The sequence below is a fragment of the Pseudomonas fluorescens genome (assembly GCF_902497875.1).
In the GTDB taxonomy this organism is placed as follows: domain Bacteria; phylum Pseudomonadota; class Gammaproteobacteria; order Pseudomonadales; family Pseudomonadaceae; genus Aquipseudomonas; species Aquipseudomonas fluorescens_BR.
Window position 1 is genome coordinate 184,718 of sequence record NZ_CABVHY010000008.1, and the last position, 17,545, is coordinate 202,262.

Below are 17,545 nucleotides of genomic sequence, written 5' to 3' on the forward strand. Positions count from 1 at the left end.
TCCATGAGCCAATGAGGTGTTGCTCATTCTCCGGCCGCGACCGATCATGAATAAAGCCCCGTTCGCTGATGAATGATATGAACCAGATGAATATCGCCCACGTCGACCTCAACTTGCTCAAGGCCTTCGAGGCGCTGCATGACGAGTCCAGCGCCAGCCGCGCGGCGTTACGCCTGGGGGTCACGCAATCGGCGATGAGTGCAGCATTGCGCCGGTTGCGGGACTTGTATGGCGATCAACTCTTCGTACGCACGGGACGCGGGCTGGCACCGACACTACGGGCCAACCAGCTGAAACCGGTGGTCAGTGAAGCGCTGAATAAATGTCGACAAAGCCTGGCGATGGTCGATCCGGCTGCCAGTCACTACGAGGGCCGTTCGGTCGCCGTCGGTCTATCCGATGACTTCGAAATTGCCTACGGTCGCAGGCTGATCGAGGAGGTCGCCCGGCGCGCGCCGAAACTGCGGCTGATCTTTCGGCAAACCCACAGCCAGATCGTTGCCCATGCCTTGATGGAGCGCAGTATCGACCTGGCGATTACCGCCGGTGGTTTTGCCGAGCGCATGCTCAGCCGCCAGGTGCTGGGCGAAGGGGATTACCTGTGCCTGGTGGATCCCCACAGCCTGGCGGACGGGCAGCATGAAATCAGCCTCGACGAGTTCGTCATTCGCGAACACCTATTGGTGTCGTCAGGAGGGTTTATCGGGATTACCGACGAAGGATTGGCCGGGCTGGGACTGAGCCGACAGGTCTGCGCCTCGACTACCCACTTCGCCGCGCTGCCTTATTTGCTCAAAGGCAGCCAGGCCGTGGCGACTATCCCGGCCCATGCGGCCCGCAGCATTGCCGCGCTAACCGGGCTGATGCTGCTGCCCTGCCCCCTGGAGCTGCCGCGCTATCCGATCGAACTGGGCTGGCGCACCAGCGCTCAGCTCGATCCGGTAGTGCTGAAAGTCCGCGAAGCCATAGTGGCGTGCTTTGTGTAGGAGCTGCCGCAGGGTCGGGCTGCGTTCAGACGATCTTTTGATCTTGATCTTCGACGATCTTCAACTATTTCGCCGTCATCAACCGATTGACTTCGCTACGCACCATGTTCGCGAACTCCGGTGGAGACAGGGTATCGAGCTCCGAGCGCACCCATTCCGCCCATTTGCCCTTGCGCTTGGAGCGCTCGCCGAACAAGCGCGCGCCCTCGCCCTTGGCCTTGCCCAGGTTGCTCTGCCAAAGGTCGAACAGACGGGACTTTTCATCTTCGAGCGCCGCGCGCTCGGCAAGGGGCTGGTTAGCCAGATTGAAGCTCATGGGAGTTACCTGCGGCATAAAATAGGCGACATCTTACACTGTAGGGGGAAATCTCCGAGCCTGGATTTTTAGTCGGCGTTGGGTTCGGGTTCAAAATAGCTGCAACTTTTTCCCTTGAAGCCGACTCCATTGTTCACTGCCCATTCACCTGCAAGGAGTCCCCCCATGGCCCGGAAAACCGCTGCGCAAATGGTCGAAGAACAAATCAAGGACCAAACCTTCAGCGAGCTGCAGACGCTGATCGAAGAGTCGGAAAAGTTACTCAAAAGCAGTGCTTCGCTGGTGGGCGAGGAAGCTGAAGGTCTGCGTCAACAAGTTGCGCTGAAACTCAAACAGGCGTCGGACGCCGTATCGAGCGTACGATTACGCGGTAAACCCATGGTCGATGCCACACAAACCTATATCGGTGGCCATCCATGGCAGACCGTGGCGATTTCCGCCGGCTTTGGTCTGGTGGTCGGCCTTTTGCTGGCACGTCGCAACTAAGTCGTGAGGGGGGACTTGCGCCCCCCTTAACTATTTACCGCAGCACCCTGGCGCATTCGCTCTACCGTCCCGTCATGAAGATCCGTCCGCATTCGGACAGATCATGACGAGCGCACCCTGCATGGCCAACCTCCCGCTTTCCCCGTACTACGACGTCGATAAATTAAAGACACGCTATAACGAGGTACTGACAAACGCAGTACGCGATAACGATATTACCGATACAGACAAACAATGGCTGGAAGCCGCCCTTTTACCGGACGACAACGCCCGCGCTGCCCAGGTTGTGCCAATGCGCATCGACAGGGTCCAGTTCGTGTTGCCGGGCAAGCCACCTTCCGATCTGCTCGGCTCGTTCAAACTGATCGCCCCGAAGGTGAAAGACGCTCCGGTATTTCTCTATTCCCTGGCCTGTGGTCTGGAAAAATACCCGGATGAAAACGCCTTACTCGGATCCCTTGCCGAGCGACTCAAGGACCCCGTTAAAAACCGCGAACTGCTGCGCTACGTCCCGGTCGATCAGCGTTATGCCATCTGCGCCACGCTCCCGGTAGAACTCCAGCCCTATCTTGTTATCGTTGATGCTTTCACTGATCTGCGCCAAGCGCTGCTGGACAACTCGACAGGCGATCTGGTGCGAATGGGGGACGAGTTCCTCAGCCTGCCTTCCCTCGACTCCGTGCTGAATGATTACCTGCAAATCCAGCTGGATGAACTCTACCCTGAGGGAGGCCTGGATCCGGAGGCTATTTACGTCAACAGTTTCATCACCCTGGATGAAGAAGACGAGCACGGAGAAACCCACTCCATTCAACGCGAGATTTCCTCATCCACGCTGACAGAAGCTGTTTTGGCGTATTACCGCAGCGGTTCATGGCCTACAACACAAACCAGGGAGTTCCGCAGTTCGGTTGGCCTTGAAGAGGAGTACGCACGTAGAGGCTTGCCTGCTATAAACGATGCCAACCGGTTTGAAGCGCTGATCAGTCAAGCCAGTACCGAACTACCGACTCTTTTCGAAAAAGCACTCGCTCAATTCTGGTCAAGTCCATTTGCCGGCAAGCACACTCGCAGCGACTATTTCGCTGATGTTCTGACACAACGGTTCGCCGAGGAATTGAAGTTGCACGAGTATTCCGGCGACATTTCCCCGGCCGAGAAAACCTGGCTCTCCGAGGTCTGCCAATTACCCTCGAACGCCTCCTCCCCCGCAGCGGACACGCTTCGGATCGATCATCTTTCCTATACTGCACCTGGAGAAAACGAGATCTTTTTTGCCGGGGCTTTTCTGGTCAGCCACGCCCTCCCGACGTCCTCCAGGGTATTCCTCTATGTGCCGAACGAAGGGCTTGAATCGTTCGAAAACCGCCACACCCTGAAAGCACAACTGGAGGCACGACAAGAGCGTCCCGGCTCACTCAACAACCTGTTGTCTTGCCTCTCTTTGAATGAACATCTTGTATCGCAGGCCCCCGCAGGTTTTGGTTTCCAGGGCCAGAAGCTGGACAAAGCGGTTTTCCCGGATCGCGTGGATTCGATCATCGGTAAACAACTGGCCAATGTTCGCTATCTGTTGAAACTACTGAAAAAGAAACATGAAAAGGTCGCTATCAATGATGCCATCGACTACGCGCTGGACGTCCGGGCCATGTTCGACAGCCGGTTACCGGCGCTTGAAGAGCAGCCTCGCTGGGACCACCTCAAGGTATCCAGCGAGGCGACCAAACCTTATCCAATTGAAGCACCATCGGCCTTTCAGCCTCCGTCCATCTCACCCGACGACCCAACTGAAACGGCGCTTCGAAGTCTCACGGCGCTTGATTCCTGGACCCGCGAACTCTGGGAACGCCGTCCGACTATCCGTTCGTTTTCACAAGCGCGGGTGCAGGGTTATCTGACCTATGCCAATAGCAATCTATTACCTGCTGACATCCATATAGAGGCTGAGGACAACACTCTCAGTGCGGCCGCACCCTCCCTGGTCAGTTACTCCAGCAATCTGACCGACCTCTTGATCGAACAACTGACCGGCTACGCACAAGCCAAAGGCTACACAGGTACGGGGCATGCCTACAAAGTGGTTAATGGTGTACAGCATGAGCTGGGGGAAAACCAGCCTGGCCAGCCCGCCCTGCAGACAATGCTCGGCCTGGCAAAGACCGACTTCCTCAAGCATTACCTGGAAGAACTGAAGCGTTTCTACTCGATTGCTGATATCCAGGGGCATTCAATCAAGGACACCCTGATCAAGATCAGGTATGCAGCGCTATGGCACGAACTCAACCTGAGATCGGTGGATCAAAGCCTGGATGAGCATGCCCGCAAGCTGCTCGTCACCGTGCTCGACAGCCCCGTCAGGACCATGCGTAAAACCCTCAATGGCTTCCGTCCCGAGGTCTACAGCATTGCCCTGAGTGCGGGCGAGCAGCCGGACTGGGTAAAACTTGCCAATTGCTTTGTGATCGCCGAGCGCGGTGGTCTTGGCCCGGAATACTCCCCCGAAGACAGTGGACGAGTCATTCTGTGGACCCCGGAACGAGGCATGGAACCGTTTAACGCATTACCCATATTGCTCAGCCAACTGAATGCACGACTGCTTGATGTTTGCGAGCGTTCCAGCCTGCTCGATAATGTTTCATGGAAACAGCGTTCAAGTATCCTTGAGCACACCGCTAGCAAGATAGAACTGAAAGTTATCGACGGCGACTTTCAGGAAGTTCTTCAGCAATGGCAGATAGACGCCGAACTGGCGACGAGTGAACAGCTGTTCCAGCTTGCCCAACGCTCACAACTCAGCGCGCAACATGCCCTTGACTTGATGCAGCACCAGCCCCCGGATATCCGAGCTGCGATCAATCTGGACACACTGATTGCCGGTACCCAAAACGCGCTGTTCCAGTACACACTGCCGGACTGGTTACGGACCAAGGCAATAAGCGAGCAGCAAGAGTACCTCGAGGCCCTCAGAGCGTATCGAAGGTCCATGGAGGCAGAGAAAAACTACCTGCATGAGATTCCAGATCTGCACGACTTTGCGCGCTCGAAACTCAAGACCCTGCTTGATGCCGAGGACCCGGATCACCCACTGAACCCAGACCTGATCAATGTCACCATTACCCATTATGAGTCGGCCCTGGCCCCCACTGGCGAACCCCCCTTCTTCTACACCGCCAACGCCCTGGGCACCGCGCCGCACACCACCGAAAACCTGACTCAATTTGCCTTGAAGACTTACGCGCAGGTCAATGGCGCGGCAATTCTCATCGGTTTCAAAAACAGTAGCCTGCCTGCTCCCGAGTGGCTGACCCCCTCCTACCTTCAAAAGGCGTTTCGCACGCTGGACATCGGCAAGGCGTATGTAAAAACACTCCGCGCCCAACTCGATGAGGGTAAACCGGGGGTCGATGAGCGCAAGCGCCTGTTTGCCACACAACTACCGGCTCAACTGATTGAGCAGGCGTTGGCCATGAGACTCCAGGGGCTCCTGACCAATACAGCGTATCTGTTTATCAAACAGGTCATGACGATGCCGGACGATCTCGCCAGAGAGCCCTTGGATGGCGTGAGTATTGTCGTTCGACCCTTGGAGCTCATCCCGGACAAGGACCTGAAAGCGGACGCCGCGCTCGGCATGTACTTGATTGGCCCAAAGCCGCCCGCCGCTGGACCACTGATCCTGTATACAGCCTACAGTGAGGATTTCGGGTTCAAGGAGTATCGGGACGAGGCGCACTTGATCAGTGATCTGCAAACATCCACGCCCCTGCAAACACAGGTCCTGGAGCGCATGTCGAATGCCGCCGCAAAGATCTATGCCAATGGCGGCTTCAGCGAGCCGCACATCCCTTTTTCCGATCTGCCGACCCGCACGCCTGGCCCCATCAGTCTTTCGTCCAAGCCCTTCGCAGGCAATCTGCTGAACGCTTTGTTTACCGAAAACACAGCCTTGTTGATCAGCATGGCCGAATCGCAAAGCATCACGGCCGCACAGGCCAGATGGGAAAGGTTGAAGTTCTTGCTGACGCCCGTTATCCATGCCGGACTCATGTTCGCGCCCGGCATCGTCATGCTGCCCTTTGTCATATGGAGCAGCCTGCAATTGGTCACGCAAGCGGCAGAGGCGATCAAGACTTCCAGGTGGGGCGACGCTTGCGACATAGTCATCATGAGCCTGCTGCAAATGGTGGCCATGCATCACCTGCGCTTACAGCCTGGTCGCGCGGGTTCCAGTGCACTGGAAATCGACAGGATGATGCGCCCTACCGGCCTTGCCTGGGCAGACCATCCAATGAGCGTCGAACAAATCACTCGACTGCGTGAATTCGAGTTACCCGGGATCGAGCTGATCAGCCTGCAACGCGATGAGACGCCTGGAGTCTTTAGAGACCCGATAAGTCAGCGCCGATGCGTCCCGGTGCAAGGCCGGGTTTATCGCATCGATAAACACGCGGGCGAATGGCGAATGGTCAATGACGACAGGACTGGGCCTACCCTGAAAAGAAATCAGATCGGCGTCTGGGAAATAACCACCACCCCCCTCTCCCGTTCAATTGCACGCGTATTCGAGGGGGCCAGCGCGACGGCTCGAGCAAAGCTGGAAATCGACTTCGACGCGCAAGGCATGACGCAAATCAGGACACGCTACCCGGCAAAAGCCCGGGCCTTGCAGGATGCGTACAAAACCGCGTTTATGAAGTTGCTGGGGTGCAGGTTTACTTTACGCAAGCCAGTCCCCGGGACACCTCGAGATCCAAGAGTCATCTCGATCATAAAAGATATTCTGTCTGTTCCCGATGTAACGCCCGCGCTCTATGAGCAGATAAACGCAATGACTTCCACGTTATTGGACGAACTCTGGGCCCGCTCCATGAACACCTATAACTCGAAACGCTATGTCATCGGGACAACCATTACGGCAGACACAGTCGTCGCATTCTCGGTGCCCGGCGATCCCGAGCGCAGAATCTTCTTCACTGAGCATTTTTTTGATCCGAGCCTTCGTGGCGAAGACTATCCGGTTATCGGTTCCTTCGATCAGGGGTCTCACGCCCGTGCCAACACCTTGATCCATGAACTGAGCCACCTCGTATTGGGTACCAAGGACTTGGCCGATGCCTGGTCCGAGTACCCACCGACAGCCCGGGTCGATACCACCCGTCTGGAGCCATTCCAGACACCCGACTGGATAATCAGCAGCCGAAGAAAAGCGCTCTCCAGGAGTACGCCTGCCGAGAACCTGTTCAAGGAACCGCTCAACCACACAGCCGAGGAAACCATTCTCAAAGTAAGCGGCACGCCGAACCTCAATGCTGCACGACTGGCCTTTCTCTATGACTCGAAAGTGCGTGCGCGGCTGATCCTGTCCAATGCCGACTCGGTAGCCCTGCTCATTTCAGAATTGGCTGCGTTGGACTCTGCATGGAGCGCTGGGAGCTTGACGCCTTTGTCGACGAATCTCGAAACACTCTGACTCATTAACCGATGGCTCTCCCATCCCTCCGGGTTTCAGGCTAGAGGGCCGGGAGAGCTGGCGTGAGTCCAGGGCCTCAACTTCCAGCCAAAACACGCAAATTCGCCAGCTCATCCAGCGCAATGGCAATCCCGTCTTCCTGAGCCTTGGCTCGTTGGGCATGACGACGATCCCCCGGCAAACGCTTGAGCCCCACCCCATGCATCTGCCGCACCAATTCCTGGCTGCGCTCGGCGAAGTTCTGCCCGGCGGCTTTGCCGGGATCGATCACAATGATCAACTGACCGGTCCAGGGAGTTTTCGCCCCGGGGTGATTGGACCAGTCGAATTCGAAGGAAAAGTTTCCGCCAGTCAAGGCTGCCGCCAGCAATTCGACCATCATCGACAGCGCCGAACCCTTGTGCCCGCCGAACGGCAACAGCGCACCGCCTTCGAGAATCGCTTTCGGGTCCTGGGTTGGCTGGCCCAGGCTGTCGACGCCCATACCTGCAGGCAGGCGTTCGCCCTTGCGCGCGGCGATCTGCACATCACCGTGGGCGATGGCACTGGTGGCCAGATCGAAGACGATCGGATCACCGTCGGCCCGCGGCGCGGCAAAGGCAATCGGGTTGGTACCAAACAGCGGCCGATCGGCGCCGTGGGGCACCACGCAGGTCATGCTGTTGACCATGCTCAACGCCACCAGCCCTTCATAGGCGAAGGGTTCGACATCCGGCCAGAGAGCCCCGAAGTGATGGGAGTTGCGAATGGCCAATACCGCGATCCCGGCGCTTCGGGCTTTTTCTACCAGAAGCGCCCGAGCAGCCGCCAGTGCCGGTTGAGCAAAACCGTTGGCCGCATCGACCCGCACAAACCCTGACGCCACATCTTCAACGATCGGCAGCGCCTTGCCATCGACCCAGCCGCTGGCCAGGGTCGATACGTAACCGGGGATCCGGAATACACCGTGACTATGGGCGCCATCGCGCTCGGCGCTGGCGCAGTTATCCGCCAGCACGGCAGCCACTTCGGCCGAGGTGCCATGGCGCAGGAAAATGTGCTCGAGCAACGCCACCAACTGGGCGTAGGCGAGGTGTTCTGAAGGGGTTTCGACAACCAAAGGTGATGCAGACATCTGAAGCTCCAGTTTAATTATTGGAGGGGGCAACAGCGTATGAGGATTTCGAATCCGCGATTAAACAACGCCTGGAGAGCACCCTGTCAACTTTTGTCGGTGACTCGTGCGAGTGCATTAACTATCTACTGCTCTACAGAAGCGCTCGCGCCTCAGGATGGCAGCTTCTTCAACACACTGACGTATGCAGAAGCTGCCTGCAAAGAACGAGGTAAACCATGGACGACGACTCTACCCTGCCCTATTTTTTTCCTGAAGCCTTTGTGCCTGCCAGCAGAAAGCGACTAAGCCAAGGCGAACTCGATCGGGGTTTTACTATTAAAGACCTTGAATGGCTCAAGCACGTGCTCTTCGCAAGCCAGGCTGACCGTGCAAAACAATCAGCGCCCATGCAGGTCGATCGTTTTGTCCTGAACACGCCAGGCATCGACACTGCCCCGTTTCTTGCCGGCGCCTTCATGATGAGCCCGACCCCCGACAAAAAAGTCTTTCTCTACACCCCGTACGGTGGTCTGGAGAAGTTCAATAATGCCGGCGAGCTCATGGACGAATTGAACGACCGGCTGGACAGCACGGACGAGCGCGTTGAATTGCTGCGTTTCCTTTCAATCGCACAACGCGCGGTCTTGAAGCCCGGCGCTAAAATCACGATCACCACGTCACCGATCGAAGGCGACGTATTTGAAGATCAGGCAGCCACCATCAGGCTTTATCAACGCCAGAATGTGCAGGCCATGCTGGACCAACTCATCAAACTGCCGACACTCACCTCGATGCTCAATGCAACGCTCGATAATGTTCTGCGCGAGCATTTTCCCGGGCTGGATCAAAGCAAAACCCGTATGGACAGTTTTATCGAGCAAGCTTCTGTCGATTCGCAAGGGAACAACACGCCTGTACGCTGCTGGGTCGACTCAGTGCCTTTGAGCGAAGCCTTGTTGAGGTTTTATCAGCAACAAGCGTGGCCCTTGGGACGAACCCGGGAATTCTTCAACCCGAAAAGACCGGATGACCCGGCAGCCCCCGAACGCGCGGCAAAAGACAAACAGCGCTGGGAAAAGGCGGTGAAAGACATTGCCGGCAGCCTGACATTGTCGCTGAGCTTTCACCTCGATACTTTCTGGAACAGTGAAGTCAGCCCCGGGCAATCACGACTGGTCTTTTTCGCAGAAATCATGAGCGACAAATCACGTATGGATCTGCTGTTCAAACGTCAAGAAAAAATCATTACTGCACAGCAAAGCCAGGAATTATCAGCCATCTACTTGCAGGACAGCACACTACGAAAAAAACTCAAGGACCCGCTTCACATCGAAAAAGTTCGTATATGGGAGCATTACCCCCATTACGTCGAGTTGGCCAGCACACTGATGATCAGCAACGCCAGCGCCTATCTCTACACGCAATCCGAAGGGTTGCAAGTACTTGAAAATTACTCGGAGTTGCAGGAAACCTTGCGAAAAATGGCCAAGGCAGCGGGTCATGAAGATGAACTGTACGCTTCACTGACACTGGAAGAGCGCCATCGATTCATCGGTTTTGATCATCCGCAAATCTCGGGCGCGCCTTTGCTGGGAGCCGTTTTCCCGGAGATGATCGAAGATATCGCCGTCAAGCAACTGCAGAACCTGGAGTATGCCCTGGGGATTTATCGACGCAGCGAAGGCACTGTTGATATCGATGCGTTGCTCGACCATGCACTGGATATACGCGCCATGCTCGACAACCGATTGCTGACACTGAATGTGAATGGTCGCTGGAGCACCCGCCCAGTTGCCAGCGACAAACAACGACCCTCTACCGTCCGGGCGGAAAAAGCAAAAAGACAAGAGCAAACATTCAAAACCATCAAGGATTCTCTCGCCAAGGAAATCGAAACCCATCCCACCCTCCATGGTCTGGCCACGATTTCACTTGAGAACGAATTGAAGGTCAGAGCATTCAATGACCTTCTTGCGGCAGATGTCTACATCAATCGCTACCCGGACAACGCCAGGGCAAGCGAAGCGCGTCAGCCGACCGAATCGCGCAGCCTGGTCGATTACTTCATCGATCGTTTGACCCGACAAGCCGAGCCCATTCCCGAATCATCCGAATATGGCATCTACGGTGAGCGTGTGGCTGGCAATTCATCGAAGCGGGCAAATCTGAGCGTTGCGACTGTCAACGCCATCGTCCAGGCCACCCTTGTCTATTTCAAGGGTAATGAGTTGAGCGACATCCCAAGAGTTTCCCTTGAAGAGATGAAGCCCAAAATGGCCCATGTCATGTCCGTGGGCATACGTGGGGAAGCTGAACTCAGGGTTCTGAACAAAACTTTACACGCCGATGATCAGGCAATTATCAATAACGTGCTCAACCCCGACAGTCCGGACCGGCTTACGCGACAAGGATTGAACGGGTTCCGGCCGGATGCGTACGCCTTGACACTGGAATGCAAAGGGCAACCCACGCTACTACCCCTGGCCAATTGTCTATTACTGACCGAACGCGGTGGTATCGACCCCGAGCACTCCGGGAGAGTGATCTTGTGGACACCGGCGCTGGGCCTGGAGGTATTCAGTTCAGTCGCCAGCGTACGAACCGAACTGAAGAAACGACTGTCGAATTCCGAGTTGCGCCTGGTGCTTCTGGAAAACCTCAAAGAGCGACAATTCCATCAAAAGTACTCGCTCGGCCCCTTCAGGCTCATCGAGCGCAATGTCCTGCAAGACCAGCAACAGTCGTATATCGAGCAATACCTCGCAGAGCGGGCGCAGGCCTTCGCACTCAAACTACCCGCCAGACAGCTGCTGAGTCGTCTCGACAACCTGAAAGAAAAACCCGCACCGATCAATTTGCAGTGCGCCACGCACGTCGCCCAGGCGACCGTCAAACAACAATCATTGCCCGTCTGGTTGGGAATGGCATCGGTAACAGAGCAGCAACTTCATGCCGAACTGCTCGAACAGTACCGAAATAATGTTGAAGATGACAAAGACTACCTTCACGGCCTGCAGTCACTGCGCGACTATGCTCAGAAAAAACTGACCGAACTGCTCAGGCTTCGTTACCCGCAACACACAATCGATCCATCCAAAGTGACGATCACCCCTCGCCTCGCATTGGCTGGACACCAGCAGGTCCTCACCGATTTCGCACTGAACCACTTCGATGGCCTGGATAGCACAGATTTCAAAGTCACCTGCGAAACAGCGCAAACGCTGCCGCCGCAGCTGAACGAAGCTTCAGTGAGGCAACTGGTGCGGCAGCTGGATATCAAGACGCATTACCAGACACTCCTTGAAACCCAGCTTACCCCCGGCAATACGGGCGCCGCAGAGCGCCAGCAACGGTTCGTCAAACAACTTCCCTGGCAACTCCTGCAACTGGCCCATGGGTTAAAACTTCAAGAACGACTGTCCGACGAGGCTTTCTCGTTAACCCAGCAAATTATGGACATGCCAGACGCCATTGCCCGTAAAACCGTCCAGGGTGTCAAAGCCTTCATCCGCCCGCTGGAATTGATCGCCACTCAAGGCGCCACGGCAGTCAAAGCGCTCGGCCTGTACCTGATCGGTCCTGAACCCGGTAGCCAGGGCCCGCAGGTCCTCTATTCGCCGTACTATCAACACCATGTGTTAAAAGAATACGAAGACGAAGCCAGTTTCTTAAGCGAGTTCCGCGCAGCCGGTGCCCTGCAAAACTGGGTGCTTGGACTTCTCCCTGAAGACCAACAGGCAACTTACAGAAATTTGCTGACAGCCACCGATAACCAAAACCCGGAAATCAAGCTGGCCTCGACTCCGATAAACGGGAATCTGCTCAAGCGGCTGTTTGACGACAATACACAACTGCTGCTGAAGCTGCTCGGCAGTCAGTCCGACTCCACCCGACAACCCGAATGGCAGACGGTCAAGGATCTGTTCAAAGGCGGTATACAACAGGCCATTCAGTTCCTCGCCGGGAAGCTGGCTTATCCGGTGGTCGTGTGGCAGAGCTACCAGTACTTCAAGGAATCGGCTGAAGACCTTCAGGAACACCAGTGGGAGCCCGCGCTCAAAGCGTTCATCAATGGGGTGGCGCAGCTTGTGACCCTCAGGAAGGCAATGGAACCGCTTTCCCCCTCGACGCCGGTACCACCTGCTGCAAAAGAAGCGGTTGCGACCGAACCTACAGTGCAAGCGCCCCCGGTTGTCACAACCTGGGCCAACATGGATTTGACCGCGACTCAGCGAACCCGGCTACAGCCTTATGAAGTCACGAACGTCGCACTCAACGACCTGAGCAAGAGCGAGAAACTCGGGGTTTACCAGAATACAGTGACCAGGCATCAATATATCCCCCTGGGAGGAAAGGTCTATCGCGTAGAGCAACGCGGACATGACTGGCGAATTACCAGTGATCTAAAGAAAGGCCCTTTTGTGCGCAAAACCGACGCACTGCAATGGGTATTCGACACTCGCAAACACCTTCCCCGCTACGGCGGAGCGCTAACCAGGCTGAATGACAAATACGCTGTTGCGTCGACCGCTCGCAAAGGAATGAATATAGAAGCTGCGGGAATGAAGAGCATTCGACGGCTTTACCCTGAACAGGCACGAATGATTGTAGAAGCGCTGGACCTTGCGTTGCTTTATGCCAATAACTGCAAGCGCAACCTGCGCCTGTTAGCACCCGCTACTCCACCGGTCACGCGAATACATCGATTCGTAAAAGAGTTTTTTGGGGTATCCACAATAGAGCAAAGCCATGTTCAAAAGCTGACAACCGTTATCGACGACGTCCTCGCGGCGCTGCTGGATCCATCTCTTACGTCTCTTGACTCCAAGCGATTTGTCACGGGTACCTCCCGCACTAATCCGAAATCACATGTAGCCTTTACCATTCCAAGTGATGTCGAACACAAGATTTATCTGGCAGGAAGTTTTTTTTTAACAGACTTCCACATTTATCAGCCACATTTGATCACTCCATTCGATATTGAAGCACACGCCAGAGCGACAACCCTCATTCACGAACTCACTCATATTGTGTGTGGTACCGAGGATATTGCTTATCTGGACTCCGAACGGCCGTTCCAGGATTTACTGGCTGTCGAAACGGGAAAGCACCTGAAGGAAACGCTGCAGGACATTCGGACCAAAACGCTTTCTATCCTGACTCCGGTTAATGAACTATTCCAGATCCGGGATGACGCAACGGATACCTGGGTGGATCCTGGGACCACCGTTGATACGGATCACATCGAAAACCATATCTTGAACCTGACCGGAGGCACTGACCTGGACGATGCCCGTAGAATTTTTCGCGCAGACCCGCTCAAACGAATCGACACCCTGTTAGGCAATGCCGACTCTGTTGCCTACCTCATCACCCAGTTGGGTCGCCAGCTGGATCCTGTCCCGTCCAGCAGACCGGTATCGCCAATACCTTAAATCATCAAGGAGGTGCGCAGGGATCAAGCCTGCGCACTGGTGCATGCGGCTAAGGTTTGCTTGATCATTTTCGTACTCCCTGTACGGATATTGCTGATGACGGCCCTGTTTTCAGGGTATGAGTGGAAAAAATAAGCTCCACTTTGATATCCATTCGCCATGTGGTTGTTCTCGTCGTCTGCCCGCGAAGGTTAGAATGCACAAAATCAGGACGAGTCAATGAGCGAACAGAACCTCTCGCAAGCCGAATACGACGCTGTCACCGATGCCGCTGCGCACTGGTGCATGCGGCTGCACGCGTTTGACTGCACGGCAGATGAACGCCAGGCTTTCGAGCAATGGCGAGATGCTCATCCGCTACATGCCTTCGAGTACGAGGCGATGCTCGAAATCTGGCAGGTCTCGGATCATCTGCCTCGTGCAGCAGCCCCGCAGACGGCATCTCTACCCGTGCCCCTCAATCGATGGCGAACCTACGGCCTGGCGGCAGCGGTCAGCCTGCTGGCTCTGCCATTGGCGGCGTTTACGGGCTGGAGTCTGGGCTGGTTGCCGAACTCCTACGAACACTTCCAGGCCAAAAACGGTGTGGAGAAGATCACCTTGGCCGATGGCAGCCAGGTCGAATTGAACCTGGGCAGTGAACTGACCTACAGCAACTACAAGGATCAGCGCCAGGTCACCCTGAACAAAGGTGAGGCCTTCTTCAATGTCAGCCATGACAGCGCACACCCCTTCGTGGTCAAGGCTGCCGATGGCCGCATTCGTGTCACCGGCACCCGGTTCAATGTGTGGCTGTACGAAGATCAGGTTCGAGTGATGCTCGTCAAAGGCTCAGTGCTGGTCAGCAGTCAATCCGCTCAACCCGGTGACGGTCTGCGCCTGGACCCGGGCATGCAGGCTCGCTACAAGGCTGGCGATCATTCGCCGCAACTCAGCCAGACCGATGCCGGTGATACGGCTCTGGCCTGGCGCGGCGGCAAGCTGATTCTCGACAACCTGGCACTGGTCGATGCCCTGCCGCTGATCAACCGCTACCTGAGCAAGCCGCTCATGCTGGCGGACAACGCCACCGGGGCGATTCGCATCGGCGGCATCTACAACACCAGCGAGGTCAACGGCCTCGTGACCTCGCTGCCCAGAGTGTTGCCGGTCTACCTGACCCAGAACAAGAATGGCAACCCAGTGCTCAACTCGATCCCGCGCCGGTTACCGAAAGGCTGAATGGCCGGGTGCCGGTTCAAACCTACTGCGCAGCCGCCGTCCCTGATCGAGTGTCCTTTTCACTGATGACGTGCAACTGATACTGCGGATCGTCCTTGATCTGCTGTTCAGTGAATGGCAGCACACTCCACTGTTTCTTCGAGAATGCTTGGGTCTGGTCTCGTGAATGCCTGGAGGCCGGATCGCTCGACAGCGAAAACGCCAGCAAGCCCTGCGCTTGCGGCCCTTGCCCGTCGAACGTCACTACCTGCAGATAGCTGGTGCCACTGACCACTTCGCGCTGGCCACCTTCAGCCGGTACGCTCTGTATCGCGTTATACACCCCCAGGCTCGCCGGACCGCCATGGATCGGCGTCTGCCGGCCACCACTGCTGACCACCTGAATATCCCCCCAGCGGCTATCCACCGTCAGCCCGGACTCGGCCACCCGTGCGACCGATGCCAGCATCGCCTCACGCAATGCACTGGCGACCTCTGGCCGATCGAGATCGAGGCCACGCGGTGTGTGCACTGGATCTGCCGGGTCAAAAGCGACACGCCAGAAGTCAGGGGTTTGCTGCAAATGCTCCATGACGTTCTGAAAGTGCACAAAGCCCAGGCCGCTTTGCAGGTTGGCGCTGCGGTCCCAGGTCTTGAGACCGGTACACAGCGGGGTCAGGGTTGCCGCGTCAGGCCCCAGGCTGGCGGCGCAGAACTGCAACAGGTCCGGCATGACCTGGCTCGCCAGGTAAACCTGATCGTCCATCACCATCCGCTGCATGTCCGCCACGGCCAGCGTCCCGGCCTTGCTCAGCGTACTCAAGCGGTCCAGGGCAAAACGGGCGCGCTGGCCGAGTGGCAGGCTGTCCTGACTGATCAGCGGCGAAAAGCCCTTGAGCGGCGCGGCCGGGTTGGCCATCCAGGCCGAATCATTGGAGTTCTGCACGTAGTCGGTGCGCAGCAGTTGCGGCAACTGGCTGGCCGGGTAAATACCTTTCTGTGCGGCACTCTCGTCGATGTCCCAGGCACAGCCGCTGCGGGAGCCGTCGAGCACGATCATCGGCAATCCGGCCCGAGGGTCGCTGCACTTGGCCAGCTTGGCTGCGTTGACGTTCGGCACCACCGACAGGTTCATGTAGAGCGTCTGCCCCTGGTCATCCACGGCCAGGGTATTGACCCAGGGAATGCCTTGAATCTTGTGCACCGACGCCTGCAAGTCCTTGAGGCTGACCGCACTATTCATCGCATACCACTGCTGCAGCACCCGGTCGTTTTCCAGGTTGGCATCGCGCAGGCTATAAGCGTACTCATTGTTCCAGTCCAGTTTGCCCGGCCATTGCACCACCGGGCCGAACACCGAGCTGTACACCACCCGAGAGACCGGCCGGGTGCTGCCATCCGCGGCTTTCACACCGACCGTCAGCGTTTGCCTGGTCATCGGCAAGGACTTGCCGTCGAGCAGGTAACGGGTCGCATCCCTGGGATCCAGTTGCAGGCGATACAGGGTGAAGTGCCTGGACGTATCCACCGTGTGGGTCCACGCCAAGTGCTGACTGAAACCGATGTTGATCATCGGCAAGCCCGGCAATGCAGCCCCCATCACATCCAGTTTGCCGGGAATGGTCAGGTGCATCTGATAAAAACGCATGCCGCCGATCCACGGAAAATGCGGGTTGGCCAACAGCATCCCGCGTCCGTTGAATGAGCGCTCACGGCCAACGGCAACGGCATTGCTGCCACGATCCAGGGCGAAGCGCCGGGCCCGTGTGGCGGCCAACTGGAACGCCGGTGACGGGTCTGAGGCTCGAGTGACGGCCTTGGGCGGCTCGGCACCGACCAGGGCTTCGGCGAATTGACCGACACCTCCTTCGACCAGCAAGCGCCGGGTCAGCTTGACCAGGTCCAAGGGGGTAATAGGTCGCACCCAGGCCGCCTGGCACTGCTCGGGCAAGCCCCGGGCTTGTCGCTGTGCCAGTAAACGGTTGTAACCGGCGACATAACCTTCGATCAGCTGCCGCACTTCTGGGGTTTGCGCCTGCCAGAAACCGGACACCGCCTGTGGCGTGTTCAACCAATTGAAAAACAGGTCGCTGGCGAGGTTTTCGCGCTCTTCGAGGGTGGACTGTTCAGGGCCGAAATACTTCGAGCGCTCGCCGTTGACCGTGACCACTTCATTGGCCAGCAGACACAAGTTGTCCTGAGCGTAGGCATAGCCGATGCCATACCCCAGCCCCCGTTCGTCCTGGGCGCGGATGTGCGGGATGCCAAAAGTGGTGCGACGAATATCGGCACTGGCCTCACCCGTCGCAACCCCTGCCTGGGCGGCAATACTCACCCCCAGCAACACACCCGCAAGGCAAAACCTGGGTAACGGCCTGGAAATAGTCACGCTGACTCCTGATCGATAGGAACGAAAAACCAGGGCCGGCATGCAGTGTGATGGCGATGCACAAACAGCGCAGCCAACCTGGAAAAGACCGCACGTCCAGGCTTGAGCCGGAACGTGTCTCCTCCTGAAGACGAAGCAAACGAAAAAAATTTAGCGCCTGACCCCTG

Annotated in this window: 8 protein-coding genes; 5 read left to right on the forward strand and 3 right to left on the reverse strand. The window is 56.8% G+C overall.

What is annotated here, in order from left to right:
• Positions 1-77 precede the first annotated feature (77 nt).
• Positions 78-986 (forward strand): LysR family transcriptional regulator, encoded by a 909-nt coding sequence (locus F8N85_RS10310; RefSeq protein ID WP_150803545.1) that lies wholly within the window; start codon positions 78-80, stop codon positions 984-986.
• Positions 987-1,050: 64 nt separating this feature from the next.
• Here the strand turns inward: F8N85_RS10310 and F8N85_RS10315 are convergent, their stop codons facing one another.
• Positions 1,051-1,302, reverse strand: a complete 252-nt coding sequence (locus F8N85_RS10315; RefSeq protein WP_150803517.1) for a hypothetical protein — start codon at positions 1,300-1,302, stop codon at positions 1,051-1,053.
• 165 nt (positions 1,303-1,467) lie between these two features.
• On the opposite strand from F8N85_RS10315, the gene F8N85_RS10320 reads away from it, so the two are divergent.
• Positions 1,468-1,788 (forward strand): DUF883 family protein, encoded by a 321-nt coding sequence (locus F8N85_RS10320; protein WP_150803518.1) that lies wholly within the window; start codon positions 1,468-1,470, stop codon positions 1,786-1,788.
• Between the two features lie 121 nt (positions 1,789-1,909).
• Positions 1,910-7,258, forward strand: coding sequence for a dermonecrotic toxin domain-containing protein (locus F8N85_RS10325; RefSeq protein WP_150803519.1), 5,349 nt, complete (start codon positions 1,910-1,912; stop codon positions 7,256-7,258).
• 76 nt (positions 7,259-7,334) lie between these two features.
• On the opposite strand, the gene F8N85_RS10330 is transcribed toward F8N85_RS10325, so the two are convergent.
• Positions 7,335-8,372: an Ldh family oxidoreductase gene (locus F8N85_RS10330; protein ID WP_150803520.1), complete on the reverse strand. Its 1,038-nt coding sequence runs from the start codon at positions 8,370-8,372 to the stop codon at positions 7,335-7,337.
• Between the two features lie 218 nt (positions 8,373-8,590).
• Between F8N85_RS10330 and F8N85_RS10335 the strand changes: the two genes are divergently transcribed.
• Positions 8,591-13,789 carry a dermonecrotic toxin domain-containing protein gene (locus F8N85_RS10335; protein WP_150803521.1) on the forward strand — a complete coding sequence of 1,733 codons (5,199 nt, stop codon included), beginning with the start codon at positions 8,591-8,593 and terminating at the stop codon, positions 13,787-13,789.
• Between the two features lie 219 nt (positions 13,790-14,008).
• On the forward strand, positions 14,009-15,010 hold the full coding sequence (locus F8N85_RS10340) for a FecR family protein (protein ID WP_150803522.1): 1,002 nt from the start codon (positions 14,009-14,011) through the stop codon (positions 15,008-15,010).
• Between the two features lie 22 nt (positions 15,011-15,032).
• Here the strand turns inward: F8N85_RS10340 and F8N85_RS10345 are convergent, their stop codons facing one another.
• The gene (locus F8N85_RS10345; protein WP_150803523.1) at positions 15,033-17,378 is read right to left on the reverse strand and encodes an acylase; all 2,346 of its coding nucleotides are present in this window, start codon (positions 17,376-17,378) and stop codon (positions 15,033-15,035) included.
• Positions 17,379-17,545: the final 167 nt, after the last annotated feature.